Source organism: Pseudomonas sp. A39, assembly GCF_058145955.1.
Genome location: NZ_JBYVMD010000019.1, coordinates 65266 through 87081, shown reverse-complemented (window position 1 = coordinate 87081; position 21816 = coordinate 65266). Strand labels below are relative to the sequence as shown.

At 58.0% G+C, this 21816-nt stretch carries 23 protein-coding genes, 1 tRNA gene and 2 pseudogenes; 9 read left to right on the top strand and 17 right to left on the bottom strand.

Annotated elements, in window-relative coordinates; all coding sequences use genetic code 11:
• Window positions 1-16: 16 nt before the first annotated feature.
• On the top strand, window positions 17-1321 hold the full coding sequence (locus tag AC3ZU9_RS16500) for an MFS transporter (protein ID WP_490090989.1): 1305 nt from the start codon (window positions 17-19) through the stop codon (window positions 1319-1321).
• Window positions 1321-2079, top strand: coding sequence for a substrate-binding domain-containing protein (locus AC3ZU9_RS16495; protein ID WP_102061813.1), 759 nt, complete (start codon window positions 1321-1323; stop codon window positions 2077-2079). Before AC3ZU9_RS16500 ends, AC3ZU9_RS16495 begins: the two co-directional genes overlap by 1 nt.
• Here the strand turns inward: AC3ZU9_RS16495 and AC3ZU9_RS16490 are convergent.
• Complete coding sequence (locus AC3ZU9_RS16490) at window positions 2071-2973, bottom strand: LysR family transcriptional regulator (RefSeq protein ID WP_012722783.1); 903 nt, start codon at window positions 2971-2973, stop codon at window positions 2071-2073. The genes AC3ZU9_RS16495 and AC3ZU9_RS16490 overlap by 9 nt on opposite strands.
• Before the next feature lie 324 nt (window positions 2974-3297).
• Between AC3ZU9_RS16490 and AC3ZU9_RS16485 the strand changes: the two are divergent.
• Window positions 3298-3728 (top strand): annotated as a pseudogene (locus AC3ZU9_RS16485) (hypothetical protein); the annotation flags it as partial.
• 5 nt (window positions 3729-3733) lie between these two features.
• Here the strand turns inward: AC3ZU9_RS16485 and AC3ZU9_RS16480 are convergent.
• The 3 genes and pseudogenes from AC3ZU9_RS16480 to AC3ZU9_RS16470 form a co-directional block, all read right to left on the bottom strand.
• Window positions 3734-4543, bottom strand: coding sequence for a methyl-accepting chemotaxis protein (locus tag AC3ZU9_RS16480; protein WP_370636466.1), 810 nt, complete (start codon window positions 4541-4543; stop codon window positions 3734-3736).
• 48 nt (window positions 4544-4591) lie between these two features.
• Window positions 4592-5359: pseudogene (locus tag AC3ZU9_RS16475) on the bottom strand (MCP four helix bundle domain-containing protein); the annotation flags it as partial.
• Between the two features lie 190 nt (window positions 5360-5549).
• Window positions 5550-5804 (bottom strand): hypothetical protein, encoded by a 255-nt coding sequence (locus tag AC3ZU9_RS16470; RefSeq protein ID WP_012722780.1) that lies wholly within the window; start codon window positions 5802-5804, stop codon window positions 5550-5552.
• A gap of 283 nt (window positions 5805-6087) precedes the next feature.
• Here AC3ZU9_RS16470 and AC3ZU9_RS16465 point away from each other — a divergent pair, with 283 nt between their 5' ends.
• Entirely contained in the window at window positions 6088-7314 is a 1227-nt protein-coding gene (locus AC3ZU9_RS16465; protein ID WP_012722779.1) for an MFS transporter, read from the top strand.
• Window positions 7315-7458: 144 nt separating this feature from the next.
• Here the strand turns inward: AC3ZU9_RS16465 and AC3ZU9_RS16460 are convergent, their stop codons facing one another.
• A complete protein-coding gene (locus AC3ZU9_RS16460; RefSeq protein ID WP_320400351.1) occupies window positions 7459-7638 on the bottom strand; it encodes a hypothetical protein in 180 nt (59 codons plus the stop codon).
• A gap of 78 nt (window positions 7639-7716) precedes the next feature.
• Here AC3ZU9_RS16460 and AC3ZU9_RS16455 point away from each other — a divergent pair, with 78 nt between their 5' ends.
• Window positions 7717-8118 carry a colicin E1 family microcin immunity protein gene (locus AC3ZU9_RS16455; protein ID WP_370636465.1) on the top strand — a complete coding sequence of 134 codons (402 nt, stop codon included), beginning with the start codon at window positions 7717-7719 and terminating at the stop codon, window positions 8116-8118.
• 24 nt (window positions 8119-8142) lie between these two features.
• Here the strand turns inward: AC3ZU9_RS16455 and AC3ZU9_RS16450 are convergent, their stop codons facing one another.
• The 7 genes from AC3ZU9_RS16450 to dapA form a co-directional block, all read right to left on the bottom strand.
• Window positions 8143-9438, bottom strand: a complete 1296-nt coding sequence (locus AC3ZU9_RS16450; RefSeq protein WP_102061810.1) for a colicin-like pore-forming protein — start codon at window positions 9436-9438, stop codon at window positions 8143-8145.
• Window positions 9439-9630: 192 nt separating this feature from the next.
• Window positions 9631-9900 (bottom strand): hypothetical protein, encoded by a 270-nt coding sequence (locus AC3ZU9_RS16445; RefSeq protein ID WP_052308629.1) that lies wholly within the window; start codon window positions 9898-9900, stop codon window positions 9631-9633.
• A 554-nt stretch (window positions 9901-10454) separates the two neighbouring features.
• A tRNA-Ser gene (locus tag AC3ZU9_RS16440) sits at window positions 10455-10544 on the bottom strand.
• An 83-nt stretch (window positions 10545-10627) separates the two neighbouring features.
• Window positions 10628-11341 carry a phosphoribosylaminoimidazolesuccinocarboxamide synthase gene (gene purC, locus AC3ZU9_RS16435; RefSeq protein WP_010212191.1) on the bottom strand — a complete coding sequence of 238 codons (714 nt, stop codon included), beginning with the start codon at window positions 11339-11341 and terminating at the stop codon, window positions 10628-10630.
• Between the two features lie 27 nt (window positions 11342-11368).
• Window positions 11369-12127, bottom strand: a complete 759-nt coding sequence (locus AC3ZU9_RS16430) for an MBL fold metallo-hydrolase (RefSeq protein ID WP_122809838.1) — start codon at window positions 12125-12127, stop codon at window positions 11369-11371.
• Between the two features lie 4 nt (window positions 12128-12131).
• Entirely contained in the window at window positions 12132-13247 is a 1116-nt protein-coding gene (gene bamC / locus AC3ZU9_RS16425; RefSeq protein ID WP_012722775.1) for an NlpB/DapX family lipoprotein, read from the bottom strand.
• A gap of 17 nt (window positions 13248-13264) precedes the next feature.
• Window positions 13265-14143 (bottom strand): 4-hydroxy-tetrahydrodipicolinate synthase, encoded by an 879-nt coding sequence (dapA, locus tag AC3ZU9_RS16420; protein ID WP_012722774.1) that lies wholly within the window; start codon window positions 14141-14143, stop codon window positions 13265-13267.
• A gap of 273 nt (window positions 14144-14416) precedes the next feature.
• Here dapA and AC3ZU9_RS16415 point away from each other — a divergent pair, with 273 nt between their 5' ends.
• Window positions 14417-14977: a glycine cleavage system transcriptional repressor gene (locus AC3ZU9_RS16415; protein WP_012722773.1), complete on the top strand. Its 561-nt coding sequence runs from the start codon at window positions 14417-14419 to the stop codon at window positions 14975-14977.
• A gap of 11 nt (window positions 14978-14988) precedes the next feature.
• Window positions 14989-15462, top strand: a complete 474-nt coding sequence (locus tag AC3ZU9_RS16410) for a peroxiredoxin (protein WP_046034529.1) — start codon at window positions 14989-14991, stop codon at window positions 15460-15462.
• 163 nt (window positions 15463-15625) lie between these two features.
• Here AC3ZU9_RS16410 and AC3ZU9_RS16405 read toward each other — a convergent pair whose 3' ends face one another.
• Both AC3ZU9_RS16405 and AC3ZU9_RS16400 read right to left on the bottom strand, forming a co-directional pair.
• Entirely contained in the window at window positions 15626-16696 is a 1071-nt protein-coding gene (locus AC3ZU9_RS16405) for an AI-2E family transporter (protein WP_012722771.1), read from the bottom strand.
• A 31-nt stretch (window positions 16697-16727) separates the two neighbouring features.
• Window positions 16728-16967: a sulfurtransferase TusA family protein gene (locus AC3ZU9_RS16400; protein WP_010212198.1), complete on the bottom strand. Its 240-nt coding sequence runs from the start codon at window positions 16965-16967 to the stop codon at window positions 16728-16730.
• Window positions 16968-17062: 95 nt separating this feature from the next.
• On the opposite strand from AC3ZU9_RS16400, the gene AC3ZU9_RS16395 reads away from it, so the two are divergent.
• On the top strand, window positions 17063-18496 hold the full coding sequence (locus tag AC3ZU9_RS16395) for a M48 family metalloprotease (protein WP_012722770.1): 1434 nt from the start codon (window positions 17063-17065) through the stop codon (window positions 18494-18496).
• 65 nt (window positions 18497-18561) lie between these two features.
• Here AC3ZU9_RS16395 and AC3ZU9_RS16390 read toward each other — a convergent pair whose 3' ends face one another.
• Window positions 18562-19998: a DegQ family serine endoprotease gene (locus AC3ZU9_RS16390; protein WP_046034528.1), complete on the bottom strand. Its 1437-nt coding sequence runs from the start codon at window positions 19996-19998 to the stop codon at window positions 18562-18564.
• 25 nt (window positions 19999-20023) lie between these two features.
• Between AC3ZU9_RS16390 and AC3ZU9_RS16385 the strand changes: the two genes are divergently transcribed.
• Window positions 20024-20203, top strand: coding sequence for a hypothetical protein (locus AC3ZU9_RS16385; RefSeq protein ID WP_102061808.1), 180 nt, complete (start codon window positions 20024-20026; stop codon window positions 20201-20203).
• Between the two features lie 29 nt (window positions 20204-20232).
• On the opposite strand, the gene AC3ZU9_RS16380 is transcribed toward AC3ZU9_RS16385, so the two are convergent.
• Window positions 20233-21195, bottom strand: coding sequence for a MucB/RseB C-terminal domain-containing protein (locus AC3ZU9_RS16380; RefSeq protein ID WP_490090988.1), 963 nt, complete (start codon window positions 21193-21195; stop codon window positions 20233-20235).
• Window positions 21196-21210: 15 nt separating this feature from the next.
• On the bottom strand, window positions 21211-21798 hold the full coding sequence (locus AC3ZU9_RS16375) for a sigma-E factor negative regulatory protein (RefSeq protein ID WP_012722767.1): 588 nt from the start codon (window positions 21796-21798) through the stop codon (window positions 21211-21213).
• Window positions 21799-21816: the final 18 nt, after the last annotated feature.

Genomic DNA, 21816 nt, shown 5'->3' with positions numbered 1-21816 from the left:
CTGGAGACACAAAACCATGACTAGCCCTACCCGACCCGACTCTGCCCACTCGAAAGTTGGTGCGGTATTCCGCGTTACTTCGGGCAATTTCCTCGAACAGTTCGACTTCTTTCTGTTCGGTTTCTACGCCACCTATATCGCTGCCGCGTTCTTCCCCTCCGCTAATGAGTTTGCATCATTAATGATGACCTTCGCCGTGTTCGGCGCGGGCTTCCTGATGCGGCCGTTGGGCGCGATTATTTTGGGTGCCTACATCGATGACGTCGGTCGCCGCAAAGGGCTGATCGTGACGCTGTCGATCATGGCCAGCGGCACGCTGCTGATCGTGCTGGTGCCCGGTTATCACACCATTGGCTTGTGGGCGCCCTTGCTGGTGCTGCTGGGCCGCCTGCTGCAAGGTTTCTCGGCCGGCGCGGAATTGGGCGGCGTGTCGGTGTACCTGTCTGAAATGGCGACACCGGGCCGCAAAGGTTTCTACACCAGCTGGCAATCGGGCAGCCAACAGATCTCTATCGTGGTCGCCGCCGCGCTGGGTTATGGCCTGAACGTATGGATGGAGCCGGCGGTGGTAGCCGATTGGGGCTGGCGCATTCCATTCGCCATCGGCTGCGTGATTATCCCGTTCATTTTCATCCTGCGTCGCAGCCTGCAGGAAACCGAAGAGTTCGCCAACCGCAAGCATCGCCCGACCATGCGCGAAGTGCTGGCAACCCTGGCGAAAAACTGGACGGTGGTGATTGGCGGCATGTTGATGGTGGCCATGACCACCACTGCGTTCTACCTGATCACCGTGTACGCGCCGACCTTCGGCAAGACCGTGCTGCAACTGAGCACTTCCGATGCCCTGCTGGTGACGTTGCTGGTGGCCGTGTCGAACTTTGTCTGGCTGCCGATCGGCGGTACGTTGAGCGACCGTTTTGGCCGCAAGCCGGTACTGATCGCCATGACCGTGCTGACCGTTCTCACCGCTTATCCAGCGCTGTCCTACGTGGTGAATTCGCCAAGCTTCGCCCATATGCTGGAAACCCTGCTGTGGTTCTCCTTCCTTTACGGCATGTACAACGGCGCGATGATCCCGGCGCTGACCGAAATCATGCCGGTGGAAGTGCGCGTGGCGGGCTTCTCCCTGGCCTACAGCCTGGCAACGGCGATCTTCGGCGGCTTTACCCCGGCGATTTCCACCTGGTTCATCCACATCACCGAAGACAAGGCCTCGCCGGCCTACTGGCTGATGTTCGCCGCGCTGTGCGCCCTGTGTTCGACCCTGGCGCTGTATCGCCGCGCCAATGCCCGTGGGCAAGTCATGCAGGGGGCCGCGTGATGAAGCCACTGCTCAAGACCCTGACGGCCCTGGCCCTCGGCGCCGTGGCGCTGACGGCCCAGGCCGAACAGCTCAAGGTGATGACCTCCGGCGGCTTCACTGCCGCGTATAAATTGCTCGGCCCGCAGTACGCCAAGCAAAGCGGCGACAGCCTGGACACCATTCTCGGCCCGTCGATGGGCAAGGCGCCGGAAGCGATTCCCAACCGCCTGGCCCGTGGTGAACACGCCGACATGGTGATCATGGTCGGCTACGCCCTGGATGAGTTGATCAAGCAAGGCAAGGTCGACCCGGCCTCCCGTGTGGAACTGGCGGACTCGCGCATCGGCCTGGTGGTGAAGGCAGGCGTGCCAAAGCCTGCCATCGGGACTGACGCCGAACTGAAAGCCGTGCTGAGTCAAGCCAAATCAGTGGCGTACTCGGACAGCGCCAGCGGTGTGTATGTCGAGAAAGAGCTGTTCAAGAAGCTCGGCATGCCCGCCAAGGGCACCATGATCGAACGCCTCCCGGTGGCCGAACAGGTCGCCAAGGGAGACTACGAAGTGGGCTTGCAGCAGGTGGCGGAATTGTTGCCGGTGCCGGGTGTGACCTATGTCGGCAAGATCCCGGAGGACGTGCAATCGGTGACGCGCTTTGCGGCGGGTATTCCGGTCAACGCCGAGCACCCGACGCGGGCCAAGGCGCTGCTGCATTACCTGGCGTCGCCCGAGGCGCAACCGGTGGTGCAATCCACCGGCCTGGACTCGGTGTCACGCTGAGCGAAACGGCATCTCACGCACTAACCGCTCCAACTCCAGCGCCGCCGGTGGCAATGTCCGCCCGCGGCGTTTGATCAAACCCACATTGCGCATCACCTGTGGCTCCACCAACGGCACACTCACCAGAATCGGGTGTTCCAGCGCCGGCATCGCAATCGACGGTACCATCGCCACGCCCAGCCCGGCCTCCACCAGCCCGATCATCGTAGTCACGTGGTGCGTCTCGCAGATACTCGGCTTTTTCACCCGCACGCCACGCAAGGCCTGGTCCAGCAGGCTGCGGTTGCCGGAGGTTTTGTCGACGGTGATGTAGTCGTACTCATAGGCTTCGGTCCAGGTCACGCTGTCGCGCTGGGCCAGCGGGTGGTCGCGGCGACAGGCCAGGACATAGCGCTCCTGCAACAGCAGTTCGAACTCCACTTCATCGGCCAGGCTACCGCTGAAACTCACGCCAAAATCCGCCTCGCCACTCTCCACCGCATTGCACACCTCACCCGCACTGGCATCCAGCACCCGCAGGCGAATCTTCGGGTACAGCTTGTGGAATTCGGAGATCACGTGGGGCATGAAGTAATACGCGGTGGACGGCACACAGGCGATGGTCACATTGCCCATGCGCGTGGACGCGACATTGCTGATGCCCATCAACGCCACATCAAGATCGTCGAGCATGCGTTCGACCTGGGGCAGGAATGCGCGGCCGACCATGGTCAGGCTGACCCGCCGGGTGGTGCGTTCGAACAGTTTTACGTCGAGGGCGGTTTCGAGCTTTTCGATCCGCCGGCTCAGGGCCGGTTGCGAGATGCGGATGGCCTCGGCGGCGCCTCGGAAACTGCCCTTGTCTACCACGGCACGGAAGGCCTGGAGGTCGTTGAGGTCGAAGTTGATGATCACGGGAGGGAAGCCAGAGTGGTCGGGGTGGTGGGCATTATCGTATGGGAGCCGGTGGGGCGCCATGTATGGCAGAAAGGTTTGCGGTAATAACCCTACTACAAATATGAAGTCATACATATCAATAGGTTATCGGCCGTCTGCGGCCACGCAATCGTCGAAATGGGTCAATACTTGCGGCCTGACCTACACAACGGAAGACGTAGCCACTCATGGAAACCCATCAGTTCTGGACAGACGCCGAGACGCCGGATATCGGCATCGATCAGTTGCTTCTTGCATCACGCCAATGGTCAAGCAGGATTGAATCCTACTCACCCTCGGCGGACTTTCCTCAAGGACGGCGTCGTCACCGAACTGTTCAGAGGTGAGAACGTGCAGGGCTTGTGGGATGACGGCGACGACCTCTACGCCATTGAAGACCGCAAGCCCTTCGGGCGATTGTTGCGCTATCGCTGGAGCGACCAGAGCCTGACAGTGCTGCGCGAGCGGGTCCAGGAAGGCGAGTCCATCGTGCGTTGCACGGATGGGCGCATGCTCTATACCGAGAAGAAAAAAGGCGTGGTGCGCGAACTCACTCTGGACGGCAGCGACCCGGAGGTGTTCAGCCACCTGAAAACTCCTGGCTGAACACCCAATCGTTCCTGAAGGCGCCGCAGTCGATTGTGCCGACCGGTCGAGGAACCTATGTACTGGCCGAAGGCGGAAGAGATCGGGTGTTGGAACTGATGTCCGATTCACTCACGCCGTCACCGTAGTCCCGCTACAGCTGAAAACGCGCCACCGCCTCGTTCAGCGCGACGGCCAACTGCGCCAGCTCTCGGCTCGATCCATTGATCTGCCCGGCGCCGGACGAGGACTGAGCAGACAAGTCACGGATATTGACGATGTTGCGGTCAACTTCCTTGGCCACCTGCGCCTGCTCCTCTGCGGCGCTGGCAATAACCAGGTTGCGCTGGTGAATCTGGTCGATGGAGTCGGTGATCTGGCTCAATGCACCACCTGCGCCCTCAGCCAACGCCAAGGTATCGGTGGCACGCTGGGTACTCGACTGCATTGATGTGAGTGCATGGTCAGACCCCGTGCGCATCGCGGTCACCATCTGATCGATTTCCAGGGTTGATTGCTGGGTACGGTGCGCCAATGCGCGCACTTCATCAGCCACGACCGCAAAGCCACGCCCGGATTCGCCGGCCCGCGCAGCCTCAATGGCAGCATTGAGGGCCAGCAGGTTGGTCTGTTCGGCAATGGAGCGAATCACGTCGAGTACCTTGCCGATATCGCGCGATTGCTCGGCCAGGTTCTGCACCAGCGTCGACGTTTCACCGATGTTAGAGCTCAGGGCCTGGATGGCGTTGACAGTTTCGCCGACACGATGCTGGCCTTCGCGCGCCGTTTCATTGGAGAGGCGAGTGGACTCGGAGGTGGAAACGGCATTGCGCGCCACCTCATCCGCCGCCGAGGTCATCTCGTTCACGGCGGTGGCGGCCTGTTCAATTTCAGCGGTCTGCTTTTGCAGGCTGCGGCTGCTTTGATCCGTGATGCCATTCAGGTCGGTGGCGGATGATGCCATCTGCCCTGCCGACTGGCGGATCAGTTGCAGGGTCCCGCGCAGGTTGGACTGCATGGTCTTGAGCGCCACGAGCAAGCGGGTTACTTCGTCGTCGCCGGTCACGTCTACCGTTTGAGTCAAGTCACCGTGGGCCACGTTTTCGGCGGCCCGCACCGCATGGCTCAGCGGACCGACGATGCTGCGAGTCAACAACCACGCCAGCGCCACCGTACTCAAGGCGGCCAGCAGCACGAAGCCAACCACCATGGTGCGCGAACGGCTGTATTGCGATTCGGCCTCCAGGCCCTGCTGATTGACCTGCGCGTTGTAGTAGTCAGCCAGGGCATTGAGTTGCGCACCCGAACCATCGACCACGGTTTTCATGTCCACCAGCAGCAACTTGTTAAGCTCGGCGCCCTGCTGCTTGTCGGCGAGGACGAAGGACTGTGCCAGACCTTGCTGGTACAGGCGCAGCGACACCTGAAACTGGTCATAGAGCGAGCGCACTTCAGGGGTGTCGATGACCGCATCGAGCTCGGCCAGCCTTTTCGTCAGGTCTTGGCTACGGGTGTCCATCTGGCTGCGATACTGCGGAAGGCTGGCGGGGTTCGGGTCCAGCGCCATGCGCAAAGAGATCGTACGAATGCGCAGCATGATTTCGCGGATGTCCGCCACCAGCCGCATCTTGGGCACCAGCCCGCTTTCAACCTGCACCGCACTGGCGCGGATGCTTGCCATGTTCGACAGCGCAAAAAAACCCAGTAGGGCCACCAGCAAAGCAATCAAGGCGAAACCCAGACCCGCACGGCGGGCGATGGACAGGCTGCGAAGGGACATTTTCAGGAGACTCTCTTATTGGGGATACGATGTCGTATAAGAGCGTTTCGGCCTGCTGGGGCAGGACTTTAGCGATGCGGATGAAAGTGCTACTTAATATTTCTGCTGCTGGAAAAAAGGAGAAAAATACAGCTACGAAAAAGCCCGTAACCTCTTCGACCACGGGCTTCTTTTAGCGACCGGAGGTGACTCAGCTTCCGCGCTCTTTGTTGGATTGTGAAAGGACCGAGGCGGCAAGCGTTTTGGTGGTTTCGTTGTAGTGATTGGCGCCGAGTACCCTCCCGGCTTTCGCCTCCATTTCTGCACCCGTCTGCTTGTCGTGGTCTTTCTGGGCTAGCGCTGAAGCCGCGAGGCTTTTGGCGAGGGCTGAGGAGGCTGGGCTGTTGAGCGTTTGGGCCGCCAACGTCGCGACCTTGTCGGAGGTTTCTTTCGTATTCTTGCTCATGATGCAATTCCTTTGCAGTTGTGGGCACTCCATCTCGAGCGCCACCACAAAGTAAAGCGTTGCCCGGGGTATCGCAACGCGCTGCTTGTAGGCAACGTTTTGGAAGCATGTGCGAAAGGTGTACCGGTCATGTAGTGCGTGCTAGAGCGTCGCATCGATTGCACTGATGATTACTATCGAACGGAGCGCCTGCTCGATTTTCAAGACGGGTTCCTATAATCCCTTCCCTATTCCCTCCCCTTTCGCCTGGCTTCAGGCGACGTTAACCCTGGAACCCAACACTATGCCAAGTGCCAGCCAGGCCCCTAGCGGCCTTCCCGAACACAATCAACAAAGTCTCAAGCAGCAGTGGCTGGCGATTCTCTCGGTCGCCGTGGGCGCCTTCGCCTTGGTGACCAGTGAGTTTCTCCCGGTGGGCGTACTCAATGACGTCGCCAGCGACCTCGGCATCAGCGCCGGCCACGCCGGGTTGATGGTGACCTTGCCGGGCATCATGGCCGCCCTCGCCGCGCCCTTGCTGTCTGTGAGCATTGGCGCCATGGACCGTCGTTACCTGCTGATCGGCCTGACGCTGATCATGATCATCGCCAACTCGGTCGTGGCCTTCGCCAGCGACTTCAGCCTGCTGCTGTTCGGCCGTGTATTGCTGGGCATCAGCATCGGCGGTTTCTGGGCCACGGCCATCGCCCTCAGCGGCCGCCTGGCCCCCAAGGGCGTGGATGTTGCGAAGGCCACTTCGATCATCATGATGGGCGTGACCCTGGCCACCGTACTGGGCGTGCCCGTCGGCACCTGGCTCAGTGGCCTGATGGGCTGGCGCATGACCTTCCTGGTCACCGCACTGGTGGGCGTACCGGTGCTGCTGGCGCAGGTCTTCCTCCTCCCCCGACTCAACCCGGAAAAAGCGATTCGCGTCAGTGACCTGCCGGCCCTGTTTATCAACCCGCAAGCTCGTGTCGGGTTGATCGCTGTCTTGCTGATCGGCCTGGCGCACTTTGCCGCGTACACCTATGTCGCGCCGTTCTTCAAATACAGCTCCGGCTTCGACGGACCGACCATTGGCTCGCTGTTGCTGCTCTTTGGCGTGGCCGGGGTATTCGGTAATATTTTTGCCGGTTTCGCCGCCAACCGCAGCGTACGTCACACCCTGCTGTTGGTTGCGCTGATGATCGGCACCAGCACCGCCCTGTTCCCCTACTTCGCCACCGGCATGACCGGCGCAGCGATGCTGATCGGGCTATGGGGCTTCGCCTTTGGCGCCTTCCCGGCGTGCGCCAGTATCTGGATGTTTGTCGTAGCGCCGAAAGATGTGGAGCGCGGCATGCCGCTGTTTGTCGCCCTGTTCCAAGTGATCATTGCCTTGGGATCGTTCTTTGGCGGGCGTATCGTCGACCAACTGGGCAGCGCGGTGCTGTTGAGCCTGGCCACGGCGCTGGTGGGTGCAGGTTTTGTGACGGTGCTGGTGCTGGGACGGAAGGTCAGTAATAGCTTGGCGGCTCAACCCGCCTGACCGCGCCCCAGAAACGAAAAAGCCCCGTAGCTGAATAAGTTACGGGGCTTTTTCGTTTCTGGGGTCCGATCAGAGAGCGCAGCCTCTGACCATTCATGGCATTCCATGGCCCCCGATGTTCAGATCAACCTACAACCGCGGTTGTTAGCTGGCAGCACATTTCTCAATGAGTTTATCTGCCTGGATCTTGGCTTTAGCTGCCGTGCTCACCCCTGTTCCATTTTCCGGGTTCATGGTCTTATCACGCAGATGGGCATCGTAGTAGCCCGGCAGCCCTTCAGGCATCAACGCCTTGCTGTAGCGCTGATACTCAATGTGGTGCATTTGAATACACCGGCGTCGGGCATGAGGAAAATCATGTGTCGGTGAGGCTCACTATTAGCCCATCGCCACCTATGACATTTGCTATGTAATACTGAGCACGGTAGCATTCAAACTAAAATTGAATTTAAACGCGAGCATACTTTGTATATAAAATACTACTTCCGGAACTTGATAATCTCGGTAGGAATTTTCATTTTATTCTTTACCAATTGGTTTGGTGGGGAAACATTCGTAGAAAGAACAAACCCCATTTTTTTAACGCTGGGTGTATGCAGTACTTTTTTATTCCCTTTTTCGCGGATGATCATCGAAAAAACTGCGCTTCGCTTCACAACGCCAGAATTCTGGACTACCGGCTTATTTACTGAGTCACCTGGGAAAAATGGCCTATATGCTATCTTTTATGTAGTCTGTACGATCCTAGCAGTTCCCATTTGTGGTATTTATCTAATGTATATGGCATTAAAAAAAGTGGCCTAAAAAGACCACTTCCTCTCTTCTCTTTTAAGGCAGCATTGCATCAAGCGCATCGTTAAATTGCTTCACGTGCGCGTCATCAATATAAGCACTGACAAGTGCCATAATTAGCGCAAAAGCTACGATACCAATCGGTGTGGAAACGGTCACTCCGAAAGCAAAAGCAATTAGACCTGTCGCTGCACTGCCGGCAAAAAGTGTTTCCATTTTCAGCACAGTATTGTTCCAATCACCCGATGCGTAGCTTTTTTTGACCTCCTCAACCAAGTCATACACATCAAATGCTTTGCTTGCATAGCCAAACCCTTTCGCGAAGAGGTTGAGGTTTTTTGCCAGCTCAGCTCGATCAAGTGAATCCAGAGCATTCACGATGGCGGCACGATCTGCAGCACTGAATTTCTTATCCAGATGATCCTTGTATTGATCAAAAGCCTTCAAAGCCTCTTCAGCACTGCGAAGCGTTTTACCCTTTGCAGTTTCAGCCAAATCTGTAGCTAATGCAGACATCTGAGCGCCATATTTTTCACCGATTTCTTTGTAGAAATCAGCAGTGAATTTGATAGCCCCCTTAATTTCCTCTTCTGCCTTTGCTTGTTCTTCGGCAATTCGTTTTGCTTCTGCTTCCTCTGCAGCTTTTTTGGCTGCGGCTTCAGCCGCAATACGTTCATCCTCTGCAGCTTGTGCTGCTGCAACAGCAAGGGTCAACGCGTTAGACTTTTCAGTAAGGATCCGGATTTTTTCAGCCAGCTTTTTACTTTCATAAACAGCTGAAATCGAAGCGATAAAAGATCGATAGATTTCAATCGGCGTGCCTGGGCGTTTTCCGTTAACAATATCAGTTGCGAGAATGGCGGAATTCTTTTTGAATTCTACTGCAAGAGGATCTCTTCCAAAATAAGAGTTCGCAACTGCATTACTATTAACAAGTAACTCTTGTGCTTGTGCAACCAGCCCATCTACTACCGCTTTCTCTTTTTGTGCTTTTTCCAATTCACTCAGAAGGCCGACATCACCAAGCGCAGCGGCTACTTCGCTTTCGGTTTGGGTTGGAATATTAGGAAAATTTGCATTATAGGCCGTTTCAATGTCCACCTGAGCACGAGCTGCTTTACCTGCAATGGGCAAAACATAATCCGAAGAGGAGCGGATTCCAGGAAGGCTCAGAAGGGTCTCAACGTCGGTACCAACAGGCACATCTACTGAATTTGGAGGCTGTGCGCCGGGTACTCCCGGTACAACAACTGGTACAGGTGGAAGCGGAGGTGGAAGTGGATCTGGTGTGACGATGATAGGGGGTAGCTCAATTCCATTTGTTGTAGACATAAGAATCTCCATGTGACTTGGCATTTTTTTAGAAATGCACAAATCTTAAATTTCAGCAGCCCAAAAGCAGGCTGCGTCCTGCTTGTCTTCATACGATGCTAGACACCAGGCAAAACAACTGTACATAAAACCAGTTCTACACACAACCGACAATATGCATTTGTGCATATTTTTGGTATTTTTACTATAAAATCAGATATTTATAGCATTAACAGCATGCTCAAACGCATTCTCCCTCAATTGGATGTGGCTCTGACTCATTAGGAAGGCCAACACGTCATCGCCGCTGTATTGTTCTGCAAAGGCTCCTCTTGCCACCTTCCTATCGCTCACATCGTCAACCAGCGCATCACCATGCAGCATTGATTTGTACACGAACGTCTCGCGCAATGCCTTTAGGTAGAAAGCGGCGTCATCAGGGCTACCAACTCCAACAGCAGGCGCTGTGAGCTTGCTGTGCAAGCTTCCCTTGATCGTTGCGACCAGCGTAGGGAATGCCTAGGCGAGCCAGGCCTCTGAGCTTCAGGGACGTGACAGAGCTGATTGTGAAGTAGTGGTAGCGCCTGGACTTTGGAACAATCGTTACGTCATGCCCTACGATATGTTTGGCGCTGATCCGCTTGAAAAGCTTGTCTGTGATCAAGTCATCTGCGGTGAAGAACTTAACCTTCACACCTTGCGCGTTGTAGGCTTTCAGGCAGAACCACGATCAAATAATTTCCCTTGGGTAGGGCTGTGAAGCGTATTGAGACGCTTACGAACAACCAACCTACCCTACTGTCATTTTCAGTACAAACTACCCTGCACAGGGGTTCTAAGGCGAAATAATCATGGATGAAGACAGGAATGCCAAGGTAAAAGCCAGACAGGCCCCACAAGCACATTAACTGGTCAAATTTTGGACAAAAAAAAGCCCCGATCCGCAGATCAGGGCTATTTATTTTGGTACAAAGCGCTGGTACAAACGCTTTATGTGACCTCTTGTAAGTGCTTGATTTACAAGAGCATCAATAATATGGCGGAGAGATAGGGATTCGAACCCTAGGTACCGGTGAAGGTACAACGGATTTCGAATCCGTCCCATTCGGCCACTCTGGCATCTCTCCAACGGCGCGCATCATAACAGCGTGGATCAGGAAAGCAAAGCGCCGAAGCGAATTTTTTCCGTGCTATCAGATGCTTGCGTCGATTACAGCGGTACGCCGAGACGATTGGCGACTTCTTCGTAGGCTTCGATAACGTCACCGAGGCCCTGGCGGAAGCGGTCTTTGTCCATCTTCTTCTTGGTGTCTTTGTCCCACAGGCGGCAGCCGTCCGGGCTGAATTCGTCACCCAGGACGATGGAGCCGTCGTGAAACACACCGAATTCGAGCTTGAAGTCCACCAACAGCAGGCCTGCGTCGTCGAACAGTTTGCTCAGTACGTCGTTGACCTTGAGGGACAACTCCTTCATGCGCGCCAGTTGCTCAGCGGTGCCCCAACCGAATGCCACGACGTGGGATTCGTTGATGAACGGGTCGCCCTTGGCGTCGTCCTTCAAGAACAGTTCGAAGGTGTAGGGATTGAGCTTGAGGCCCTCTTCCACGCCCAGACGCTTGACCAGGCTGCCGGCGGCGTAGTTACGCACGACGCATTCAACCGGGATCATGTCGAGCTTCTTGACCAGGCACTCGTTGTCGCCCAGCAGTTTGTCGAATTGGGTCGGAATGCCGGCCGCTTCGAGCTTCTGCATGATGAAGGCGTTGAACTTGTTGTTCACCATGCCTTTGCGATCAAGTTGTTCGATGCGCTTGCCGTCGAACGCCGAGGTGTCGTTGCGAAACAGCAGGATCAGGCGGTTGGCGTCGTCGGTCTTGTACACCGACTTGGCTTTGCCGCGGTAGAGTTCTTCACGTTTTTCCATGATGGGCTCCGCTTGCTAAATGGTGGGCTAGGCGATGTGTCGCCAGTCGAGCCCTGAATCTTGATCGGCCAGTTGCAGCCAGTCCGGGTCGCACCCGAGGGTGTCGACAAAACATTGCCGGGCCAGCTGCGGCAGGTTGTTCTTGCTGCTCAGGTGGGCCAGGACCAAGTGTTGCAAATCTTGCCAGCCCAACTCATACACCAGGTACGCCGCCTGGTGGTTGTTCAAGTGTCCCAGTTCGCCGCCCACCCGCTGCTTGAGAAAGTAGGGGTAATGACCGCGAGCCAGCAGGTCTCGGCAGTGGTTGGACTCGATCATCAAGGCATCGAGGTTCCGGTAACCGTCCAGCACCTTGGCGCAGTAGGAGCCCAGGTCGGTAAGCACGCCGAAGCGCCGCTCACCGTCACTGAAGACATACTGCGTCGGTTCCTGGGCGTCGTGCGCCACGGCAATCACATCGATGCTCAAGGCACCGATTTGCAGCTGCTCGCCACCGGCCAGGAAACCTGCGGGTTCAATGGGTTTGCGCATCCCGCGCAAGGTACCGCGACTGAGGTACACCGGAAGATTGTAGCGCCGAGACAGCAAACCCACGCCATGCACATGGTCGGCATGTTCGTGGGTCACCAGAATCGCGCTCAGCTGCGCGGGGTGAATCCCCAGGCGCAACAGGCGACGCTCAGTTTCTTTTAATGAGAAACCACAATCCACCAGCACGTACGTGTCGTCGTGGGCGACCAGCGTACCGTTCCCTTGGCTACCGCTGCCGAGAACGGCAAAACGCACCGGATCAGCCCAGGTTGTCTTGAATCACGCCCAACACTTTGCGCGCTGTTTCAGCGGGCGCAACGGTATTGATGTTCTTCTCGACGGTAACCTGCACGCTTTCGCCAACCTTGCTCAAACGAACCTGGTAACGCTCGGCGCGAGTCTCGATTTCTTCCTTGGTCGGCTTACTGCCGAACAGCTTGCCGAAGAAACCGGGCTCTTCATCTTTACGCTCGGCCTTTTCAGCCACGTTGATGTAGTAAAGGCCGAGGCTGCGGTTGATGTCTTCTACGCGCCAAGGGCCCTGCTCCAACGCGCGGCCGACACTGGCCCAGGCGCGATCGAGGTCTTCACCCAGGTTCAGCACCACGTTGCCGCTGCCGTCTTCGGTGAGGCTGACGCGGCTCGGAGTGTCGTAATCACGGGCGGCGAGCAGGGACACGGAGCCGCCCTTCTCGGAGATACGGCTCATGCTGGCCAGCATTTCGTCGACCAGTGCCGAGTCGACGCCGGTGTTGACCGAGCGGTTGGTGAAATCAACGTTGGCGGTGCTGCCGGCAGGACGCTCGGCGCTGACCACGTAGACTTCACTGGTATTACGCTGCACGCCTGGCTCGATGCGCACACGCACACGGGCTTCGCTGTCGGCGGCTACACCACCGGCCTGCAGGCGCTTGGCCATGGTGGCGGACAATTCGCTGCCCTGCTGCCATGCCGTGGTGAATTCACCGGTCTGCGGGCGCTGCTCGTCGATACGGAAACCGTTGTCCTGGAAGAACTGCACCGCCACTGGCCAGACTTCGGCAGGTGGACGCTGGGCCACGATCCAGCGGGAGTCGCCGCTCTTCTGCAGGCTGTAGTCGCTGGCATCCGCCACGGCCGAGATCGGCTGTGGACGTGGCACCACGTATTCACCTTTGGTGGTGTCGTCGGCGACGTTGCGCGGGATCGGCAGCAACGGGTCAAGGCGCTTGGCGACGTTGACGCCCGGCGGCAATTCCATCGGTTTGGTGGGTTGTGCTTCCAGGTAATCGCTGCCGCGGTCACGGAAGTAGCCTTCCGGGCCCCAGATCCAACCGCAGCCACTGGTGCTGGAGATAATCAAGGCAAGTGCGGAAAGTCCGGCCAATCGCTTCATGCGTAGTGCTTCCTCAATTAAACCAGGACGCCGGACTGGCGCAGGGCCTGTCGCAGCGGTTCGTGACAGGCTTCGCTGAGACGGGTGAGCGGCAGACGGATACCGTCCGGCATCATGCCCATTTCAGTCAGCGCCCACTTCACGGGGATAGGGTTGGATTCGATAAACAGTGTCTTGTTGAGCGGCATCAGCTTCTCGTGGATCGCGCGGGCGGTCACGGCGTCGCCGGCAATGGCGGCGGCGCACATGTCGCTCATGGCACGCGGGGCCACGTTGGCGGTCACGGAGATGTTGCCTTTACCGCCCAGCAGGATCAGCTCGACCGCGGTGGCGTCGTCACCGGAATACACCAGGAAATCGCTGCTCACGCCGGCCAGGATATCCTTGGCGCGCTGCAGGTCGCCGGTGGCTTCCTTGATACCGATGATGTTCGGCACGGTGGACAGGCGGATCACGGTCTCGGCCTTCATGTCGCACGCGGTACGACCCGGCACGTTATAGAGGATCTGCGGGATAGCGACCGCTTCGGCAATGGCGCGGAAGTGCTGGTACAAGCCTTCCTGGGTCGGCTTGTTGTAGTACGGGGTCACCAGCAGGCAGGCATCGGCGCCGGCCTTCTTGGCGTTTTTGGTCAGCTCGATCGCTTCACGCGTCGAGTTGGCGCCCGTACCAGCGATCACGGCGATACGGCCCGCGACACGCTTGACCACGAATTCGATCACCTGGATGTGTTCTTCCACATCAAGGGTGGCCGATTCACCGGTGGTGCCGACCGCCACGATGGCGTTGGTGCCTTCTTGCAGGTGGAAGTCCACCAGTTTGCCCAGGCTGTCCCAGTCGAGACGACCTTGTGCATCCATGGGTGTGACCAGTGCCACCATACTGCCCGCAATCATGCAACCGCTCCTGCCGGAAAAAGAGAGCCGTAATGGTACTGGCGCCAAGATGCTTGTACAAGCGAAGTACCGCGTGAGGATGCGTTCTGGCGCAACTAAACGACGGGCAATGCCATCATTGGACAAAAGCATGCTCTGACGCACGATGAAATCAGACCGATCACGTAATGAAAACGCCACCTCCTATCCCTTGGCGGCGGTTTTCGCTACCCTTCATCCTTTGATCGATACAGCCCTCACGGTATCGACCGCTCATCGTTTTAGGAAGGCTGCATGTCCACCCCCACAGTTCGCGAACAATTCCTTGTTATCAGTGCCCTCGGCGCCAACCCCATGGAGCTGACCAACGTCCTGTGCCGCGCCAGCCATGAAAACCGCTGCGCCGTCGTGACCTCCCGCCTGACCCGCCATGGCGAGTGCAGCGCGCTGGTCTTGCAGATCTCCGGCACCTGGGATGCCCTGGCGCGCCTGGAGACGGGCCTGCCGGGCCTGGCCAAGAAGCATGATTTCACCGTCAATGTGGTACGCAGTGCTGCCCTGGAGAATCGTCCCCAGGCCCTGCCTTATGTCGCCTATGTCAGTTCCGCCTATCGCTCGGACATCGTCAACGAGCTGTGCCAGTTCTTCATCGACCACAACGTCGAACTGGAGAACCTGACCTGCGACACCTACCTGGCCCCGCAAACCGGCGGCACCATGTTGAACGCCACGTTTACCGTGACCTTGCCGGCTGGCGTGCAGATCAGTTGGCTGCGCGACCAGTTCCTGGATTTCGCCGATGCCCTGAACCTCGACGCCTTGATCGAGCCATGGCGCCCACAGAACCCAATGTAAGGAAGTTTTTCATGACGGTAGTCATCGACAAACCTGTAGCCGATTTCGAAGCCCCGGCCACCAGCGGCCAGACCTTCAGCCTCGCAGCTCTCAAGGGCAAGCAAGTGGTGATCTACTTCTATCCGAAGGACAGCACGCCGGGTTGCACCACCGAGGGCCAGGGCTTTCGCGACCAGTACGCAGCGTTCAAGGCGGCCAACACCGAAGTGTTCGGCGTGTCGCGCGACAGCGTGAAGTCCCACGAGAACTTCAAGGGCAAGCAGGAATTCCCCTTCGAGCTGATCAGCGACAAGGATGAAGCGGTTTGCCAGCTGTTTGATGTGATCAAGTTGAAGAAGCTGTACGGCAAGGAATACTTGGGTGTGGACCGCAGCACCTTTCTGATCGACAGCGAAGGTGTGCTGCGCCAGGAATGGCGCGGCGTGAAGGTGCCAGGCCATGTGGATGCCGTATTGGCGGCAGCACAGGCTTTAAACAAGGCCTGAAACGCGGGCGTTTGTAGTGAGCGGGCTTGCCCCGCGCTGGGCTGCGAAGCAGCCCCAATACAGCCGCCGCGGTCTTTCAGATAAAACGCGAATGCAGGTTTTGGGGCTGCTGCGCAGCCCGGCGCGGGGCAAGCCCGCTCACTACAGTAAGTTATTTGTGACGTTACAACAGCGGCGCTACCACCGGCTCTTGTCGTGGCCATGCATCCAGCACCGCCTTGAACAGTGTTGCCAGCGGGATCGCAAAAAACACGCCCCAGAAACCCCACAGCCCACCAAACAACAGCACTGCGCAGATGATCGCCACTGGGTGCAGGTTGACCGCCTCAGAGAACAGCAGCGGCACCAGCACGTTGCCATCCAGCGTCTGGATGATCCCGTATACCGCCATCAGGTAGATGAACTGATCGCTCCACCCCCACTGGAACAAGGCGATCAGGGTCACGGGCACGGTCACCACCACGGCGCCGACGTACGGTACCACCACTGAAATGCCGACCAGCAATGCCAGCAAGGCCGCGTAGTTCAGGTCCAGGGCGATAAACGCGATGTAGGTCACGCCCCCGCAGATGATGATCTCGATAACCTTGCCACGGATGTAGTTGGCGATCTGCCGGTTCATCTCTTCGGCCACGCGTGTGATCAGCGCGCGCTCGCGGGGCAGATAGCCACGCACCCAGCGACCGATCATGGCGCGGTCCTTGAGGAAGAAGAACACCAGGATCGGCACCAGCACCAGGTAGATCATGATGTTGACCAGCAGCGGCAGGCTGGACAAGGAAAAGGTCAGCGCCCACTGGCCGAATTTTCCGATCTCGCCGCGCGCCACTTCGATGGCTTGCAACACCTGCTCGTCCGACACCAGATGCGGGTAGCGCTCCGGCAACAGCAACAACAGCGATTGCCACTTGGCGAGCATGCCCGGCAACTCATTGAACAGCGTGATCAGCTGATGCCATAACAACGGCAATACCACCACGATAAACAGCACCAACAGGCCCATGAACAAGGCAAAGACCAGCCCCACCGCAGCACCGCCCGGCAAGCGCAAGCGTTCCAGCGTGGTCACCAGGCCCTGCATCAGGTAAGCCAGCACCATCCCCGCCAATACGGGCGCCAGCATGCCGCCCAAGGTGAGCACGGCCGTAAAGGCCAGAAACAGCAGGACCGCCAGCACCACGGCCTCCTCATCGGAGAAGTAGCGCTGAATCCAGTCTCGTAACACTTTGAACATCAATCAACCTCGGGTGGTGGGGGCAAACGGTTCAGGCCTTGCGCAACCAATAGCGGTACACACCGGCGGCGTCTTCTTCATGCAGCAGGGTGTGGCCGGCCAGTTTGGCAAAGGTTCGAAAGTCGCGCTGGGAGCCAGCGTCCGTGGCGATCACCTTAAGCACTGCGCCACTGGCCAAACGATTGAGTTCCAGCTTGGCCTTGAGCAAGGGCAACGGGCAATTGAGGCCGCTGGCATCGAGTTCGGCATCAAAGGCTACAGCGTCGGTCATGTTTTTACTCCGGGCACGCGTTTGGGTTGCTTAGAATATCTGGTCCGAAGCTCAGTGTCCGGCTACAGTAAGCTCTTTGTCGAAAGGCTCTGTGCATGACTTTTTTGCGCCCTACCCTGCTGACGCTGGCTTGCCTGCTGGCCTCCCCAGGCTTCGCTGACGACCTACCGTCACTTGGCGACGCCAGTTCTGCCATTGTCTCGCCACAACAGGAATACCAGCTGGGCCGTGCGTGGCTGGCTTACCTGCGGGGCCAGGTCTCGCAGCTCAACGACCCGCAACTCAAGGACTACGTCGAGACCAGCGTGTACAAACTGGTGGAGACCAGCCAGGTCAACGACCGGCGCCTGGAGTTCATCCTGATCAACAGCCCGCAACTGAACGCCTTCGCCGCGCCTGGCGGGATTGTCGGTGTGAACGGCGGCCTGTTCCTCAACGCCCAGACCGAAGGCGAATATGCCTCGGTACTGGCTCACGAATTGGCGCACTTGTCCCAACGCCACTTCGCCCGTGGCGTTGAAGCGCAACAGCGCATGCAGATCCCGATGATGGCCGCGCTGCTCGGCGGCATCATCGCGGCAGCCGCCGGTGCCGGTGATGCCGGTATCGCCGCCATTGCCGGCACCCAGGCCGCCGCGATCCAGGAACAACGACGGTTCTCCCGCCAGAACGAACAGGAAGCGGACCGCATCGGCATCCTCAACCTGGAAAAAGCCGGTTACGACCCGCGCTCCATGCCGACCATGTTCGAGCGCCTGATGCGCCAGTACCGCTTCGATGCCAAGCCACCGGAATTCCTGCTGACGCACCCAGTCACCGAATCGCGGATCGCCGACACCCGCAACCGTGCCGAGCAGTCCAAGCCTGGTGGCAAGGAAGACAGCCTGCGCTATCAACTGATTCGCGCGCGGGTGCAGTTGCAATACGAAGACACCTCGGGCCTCGCCGCCAAGCGCTTCCAGGCGCAGTTGGACGAGAACCCGAAGAATGATGTGGCGCGCTACGGCCTGGCTATTGCACAAATCAAAGGCTCTCAGTTCAAGCAGGCACGGGAAAACCTGGCGGCGCTGCTGGCCAAGGCGCCCAACGACATCACTTACAACCTGGCGCAGATCCAATTGGACATCGACAACAGCCGCCTGCCGGATGCCCAGCAACGGACGGATCGGATGCTGACCCAGTATCCGGGCAACTATCCGTTGAATCAGGTGCGCGTGGATCTGCTGCTCAAGCAGAACCGCACGGCGGACGCGGAAAAGGCGTTGGACAGCTTGCTCAAGTCGCGTCCGGATGATCCGGACGTCTGGTACCAGGTCGCCGAAACACGCGGGTTGTCCGGCAACATCATCGGCCTGCATCAGGCCCGCGCCGAATACTTTGCGTTGGTGGGTGATTTCCAGCAGGCCATTCAGCAATTGGACTTTGCCAAGCGTCGGGCCGGTAACAATTTCCCACTGTCGTCGCGCATCGACGCACGCCAGCGTGAGTTGATCGAGCAGGAACGCCTGGTTAAAGGGATGATGAGCTAAACCGACCAGGCACAAAAAAGCCCCGCCCTCGTTAAACGAAGGCGGGGCTTTTTGTTTTTACCGATTTACTCAGCCAGTTTGAAGGTGATGAAGCTGGCACGCCCCTGGCGCAGCACGCGCATCGACACCGAACGGTTCTTCGGCAACGCCTTGGCGATGTCGGTGAATTGCTTGGTGTTGTCGATTGCCTGGTTGTTCAGGTGCGTAATCACGTCACCCGGCTGCAGGCCGATCAGGGAGGCAGGGCCGTCCTGCACTTCCTTGATCACGACGCCGCTCTTGAGGTCGAAGCTCTTCTTCTGCTCATCGGTCAACTCGGCCACGGCGATACCCAGGCGATTGCTGCTGCGCTCGGCACCTGGCTTGGCGTTGCCCAGTGCATCCAGCGTTGCGCCTTCTTCAGGGATGGCGCCCACCGTCAGCTCAACATTCTGGCGCTTGCCTTCGCGGATCACTTCCAGCTTGGCCTTGCTGCCAGCCTTGAGTGCGCCTACCAGATGCGGCAGGTCGGCCGACATGACGATCGGCTGGCCGTTCATGCTCAGGATCACGTCGCCGACTTGCAGGCCACCTTTGGCAGCCGGACCGTCGTCCTGGATCTGCGCGACCAGGGCACCGGCCGGTTTGTCGAGGCCAAAGGACTCAGCCAGGTCTTTGTTCACTTCCTGGATGACCACACCCAACCAACCACGACTGACCTTGCCACCGCTTTTCAGTTGATTGGAAACATCCATGGCGACGTCGATCGGGATCGCGAACGAGACACCCATGAAACCACCGGAACGCGTGTAGATCTGCGAGTTGATGCCCACCACTTCGCCCGCCAGGTTGAACAGCGGACCACCAGAGTTACCTGGGTTGATCGGCACGTCGGTCTGGATGAACGGCACGTAGTTTTCGTTCGGCAAGCTGCGGCCGATGGCGCTGACGATGCCTTGGGTAACGGTATGGTCAAAACCGAACGGCGAACCGATGGCAACCACCCACTGGCCGGCTTTCAGGTCCTGGGATTTACCCAGTTTCAGCACAGGCAGGTCTTTGCCTTCGATTTTCAGCAAAGCCACATCGGAACGTGGATCGGTGCCGACCAGCTTGGCTTTCAGCTCACTGCGATCAGCCAGGCGCACGAGAATCTCATCGGCGTCGGCAATCACGTGATTGTTGGTGAGGATATAGCCATCCGGCGAGATGATGAAGCCCGAGCCCAGGGACTGAGCTTCACGTTGACCACCGCCGCCGCGCGGTGCGCGCTGTTGCGGCATGCCACGCTCGAAGAACTCGCGCAGCATCGGTGGCAGGCCTTCCAGGTCCGGCATCTGCTGGTTGGAGACTTTGCGATCCGGCAGTTTTTGCGTGGTACTGATATTCACAACTGCAGGCGAGGCTTGCTCAACCAATTGGGTGAAGTCAGGCAGCTCGACTGCTTGCGCAGGTAAGGCCTGACCCAGCACCAACACTGTGGCGACTATGGATAGGTAAGACTTCAAACGTGGTATCGACATACAGCTCCCGTTACGACGAGCAGGGTTGAGCGACAGGGTTCAAGAAACGCCGAAAACTGCGACCGACATCTTTGTTCCGCGAACAAATCAAGGCCAGAGCCGACAAGCCCTGACCTATAAAAAACATGAAGGATTTTTGCAAGTGAAAATGCTGATCCAGACATTTCATGCTCTCGGCAGCCAACCTGGCATGGAAATACAGTGAAAGGTCAGGATGAACATAGGATTAACGACTCACGGCTGGGGGACTGGCTTTTTTTCACCGCGCACCGACAACGCGATACGTTCTGCGGTGCCGATGGGTATTTCACCCACCACCGTCACCATCATCTCGCCGTCCACCGTATTGAGGCGACGCGATACTGCAACCGTAGGGCCCAGCTGAGTGCGGGTTTCGGTCACGCTCACATCGCTGATCGGCTCAAGGAACACCGAGAAACGCGCCAGCCCGTCTTCATACATCAGGCTGTCGACAGTCGCTTTGGTGTGGGTGTCTTTGTGGGCGCTGCTACGGGTCAGTTGAAAACCGGGTGGCAACCACTCCATATGCCAAGTCTCGGTAGACTGCACTTCTGGCGCCTTGCCATTAGCGACGGCGATAGGCGTGCATTCACCACTAGGTTGCAGATCACGTTCGTCAGGTACCTGCGAGGTATCCAACCGCGTGAACTGGAAGCGCTCCAGCAATTGCCCTTGGTCGTTCAACAACAGGGATTTGAGCGGCAGCGCGGTCTCTCGATCCAAGTGCAATTCAAACCCATAACGGTACTGGTCACGCGGCGTGATCGATACGATGACCGCATTTCTACCGGCCACACGGGATTTGCCAATGACGGCCAGTTCGTAGAATTCATTGAGTTTTTGCGGATCCAGCGCACGTGAGGGTGCATCACGTGAATTGCCCAAGCCTGCGACGAGGGTGCCGCTGACACATTGTGTACGACCGTCCAACCGCACGACTTCCTGGGCGGAACCGTCGAGTTGCAAGAGCCGCTCACGGACTTGACCATTCAGGACACGATGCCAGATGTCATGGGTAGAAAAACTGCCGTTACGTTCGTAGACGAACGTACCTTGAAAGCTCTGCTGCTGCTCTGCACGCCCAAGTCGAGTCAGCCAATCTTGGGCTTCATCGGCGTGGGCGGGGAGTGCAAACCAACTACTGAGCAAAAGCGTAAGGAGCGGTATGGCTCGCATAGAGCTCCTTACGGATTAGCGGTTTTCCAGACTTGCTGCGCGAGCGTATGGCAGAGCGCTTTCAGTGCCTTTCAGGGCTGATTCCTGTGCGTGTTGACGCAGGTAACCTGGAAGACGCTGGTCTTGCCAGCCGGATTGCCCTTGCAACACACCGTTAGCCATAGGGCCGGTGGTGTCGGAGCTTTCCTTGTAGCCGGCCAGTACCGCTGGGCCTTTGACTTGCGGACCGGCCATGACCGGCTGCTGAGTCTGTTGGGCGAGCTCGGCACCCGCGATTTCGTCTTGATTGTACAGGCGAACACCGGCCAACACGGCAACAGTCACCGAGGCTGCAACTGCCAGGCGACCCAGGCTACGCCATGGACCACGAGTAGCTTTAGCCGGAACGGCTTCATCAGCCAGCGCAGCAGAAACAGCCGCAGCAATATCCAGACGAGGGATTAGAAGATCCTTGTGCATCACCGCCCGAGCGACTTGGTAACGAGACCAGGTGTCACGGGTTTCGGCATCATCAAATGCATTGAGCACTCGACGAAGTTCCAGTTCATCCGCTTCGTTATCCATCACTGCGGACAGCGATTCCTGCAGGGCATCACGACTCATGGCGGTTCCTCTCTTGGC

Bases quoted from the DNA above. Each gene is read 5' to 3' on its own strand.
- AC3ZU9_RS16500 (WP_490090989.1), top strand. From the start codon at position 17: ATGACTAGCCCTACCCGACCCGACTCTGCCCACTCGAAAGTTGGTGCG.
- AC3ZU9_RS16495 (WP_102061813.1), top strand. From the start codon at position 1,321: ATGAAGCCACTGCTCAAGACCCTGACGGCCCTGGCCCTCGGCGCCGTG.
- AC3ZU9_RS16480 (WP_370636466.1), bottom strand. From the start codon at position 4,543: ATGGCATCATCCGCCACCGACCTGAATGGCATCACGGATCAAAGCAGC.
- AC3ZU9_RS16470 (WP_012722780.1), bottom strand. From the start codon at position 5,804: ATGAGCAAGAATACGAAAGAAACCTCCGACAAGGTCGCGACGTTGGCG.
- AC3ZU9_RS16465 (WP_012722779.1), top strand. From the start codon at position 6,088: ATGCCAAGTGCCAGCCAGGCCCCTAGCGGCCTTCCCGAACACAATCAA.
- AC3ZU9_RS16460 (WP_320400351.1), bottom strand. From the start codon at position 7,638: ATGCACCACATTGAGTATCAGCGCTACAGCAAGGCGTTGATGCCTGAA.
- AC3ZU9_RS16450 (WP_102061810.1), bottom strand. From the start codon at position 9,438: ATGTCTACAACAAATGGAATTGAGCTACCCCCTATCATCGTCACACCA.
- purC (WP_010212191.1), bottom strand. From the start codon at position 11,341: ATGGAAAAACGTGAAGAACTCTACCGCGGCAAAGCCAAGTCGGTGTAC.
- bamC (WP_012722775.1), bottom strand. From the start codon at position 13,247: ATGAAGCGATTGGCCGGACTTTCCGCACTTGCCTTGATTATCTCCAGC.
- dapA (WP_012722774.1), bottom strand. From the start codon at position 14,143: ATGATTGCGGGCAGTATGGTGGCACTGGTCACACCCATGGATGCACAA.
- AC3ZU9_RS16415 (WP_012722773.1), top strand. From the start codon at position 14,417: ATGTCCACCCCCACAGTTCGCGAACAATTCCTTGTTATCAGTGCCCTC.
- AC3ZU9_RS16410 (WP_046034529.1), top strand. From the start codon at position 14,989: ATGACGGTAGTCATCGACAAACCTGTAGCCGATTTCGAAGCCCCGGCC.
- AC3ZU9_RS16405 (WP_012722771.1), bottom strand. From the start codon at position 16,696: ATGTTCAAAGTGTTACGAGACTGGATTCAGCGCTACTTCTCCGATGAG.
- AC3ZU9_RS16400 (WP_010212198.1), bottom strand. From the start codon at position 16,967: ATGACCGACGCTGTAGCCTTTGATGCCGAACTCGATGCCAGCGGCCTC.
- AC3ZU9_RS16395 (WP_012722770.1), top strand. From the start codon at position 17,063: ATGACTTTTTTGCGCCCTACCCTGCTGACGCTGGCTTGCCTGCTGGCC.
- AC3ZU9_RS16390 (WP_046034528.1), bottom strand. From the start codon at position 19,998: ATGTCGATACCACGTTTGAAGTCTTACCTATCCATAGTCGCCACAGTG.
- AC3ZU9_RS16380 (WP_490090988.1), bottom strand. From the start codon at position 21,195: ATGCGAGCCATACCGCTCCTTACGCTTTTGCTCAGTAGTTGGTTTGCA.
- AC3ZU9_RS16375 (WP_012722767.1), bottom strand. From the start codon at position 21,798: ATGAGTCGTGATGCCCTGCAGGAATCGCTGTCCGCAGTGATGGATAAC.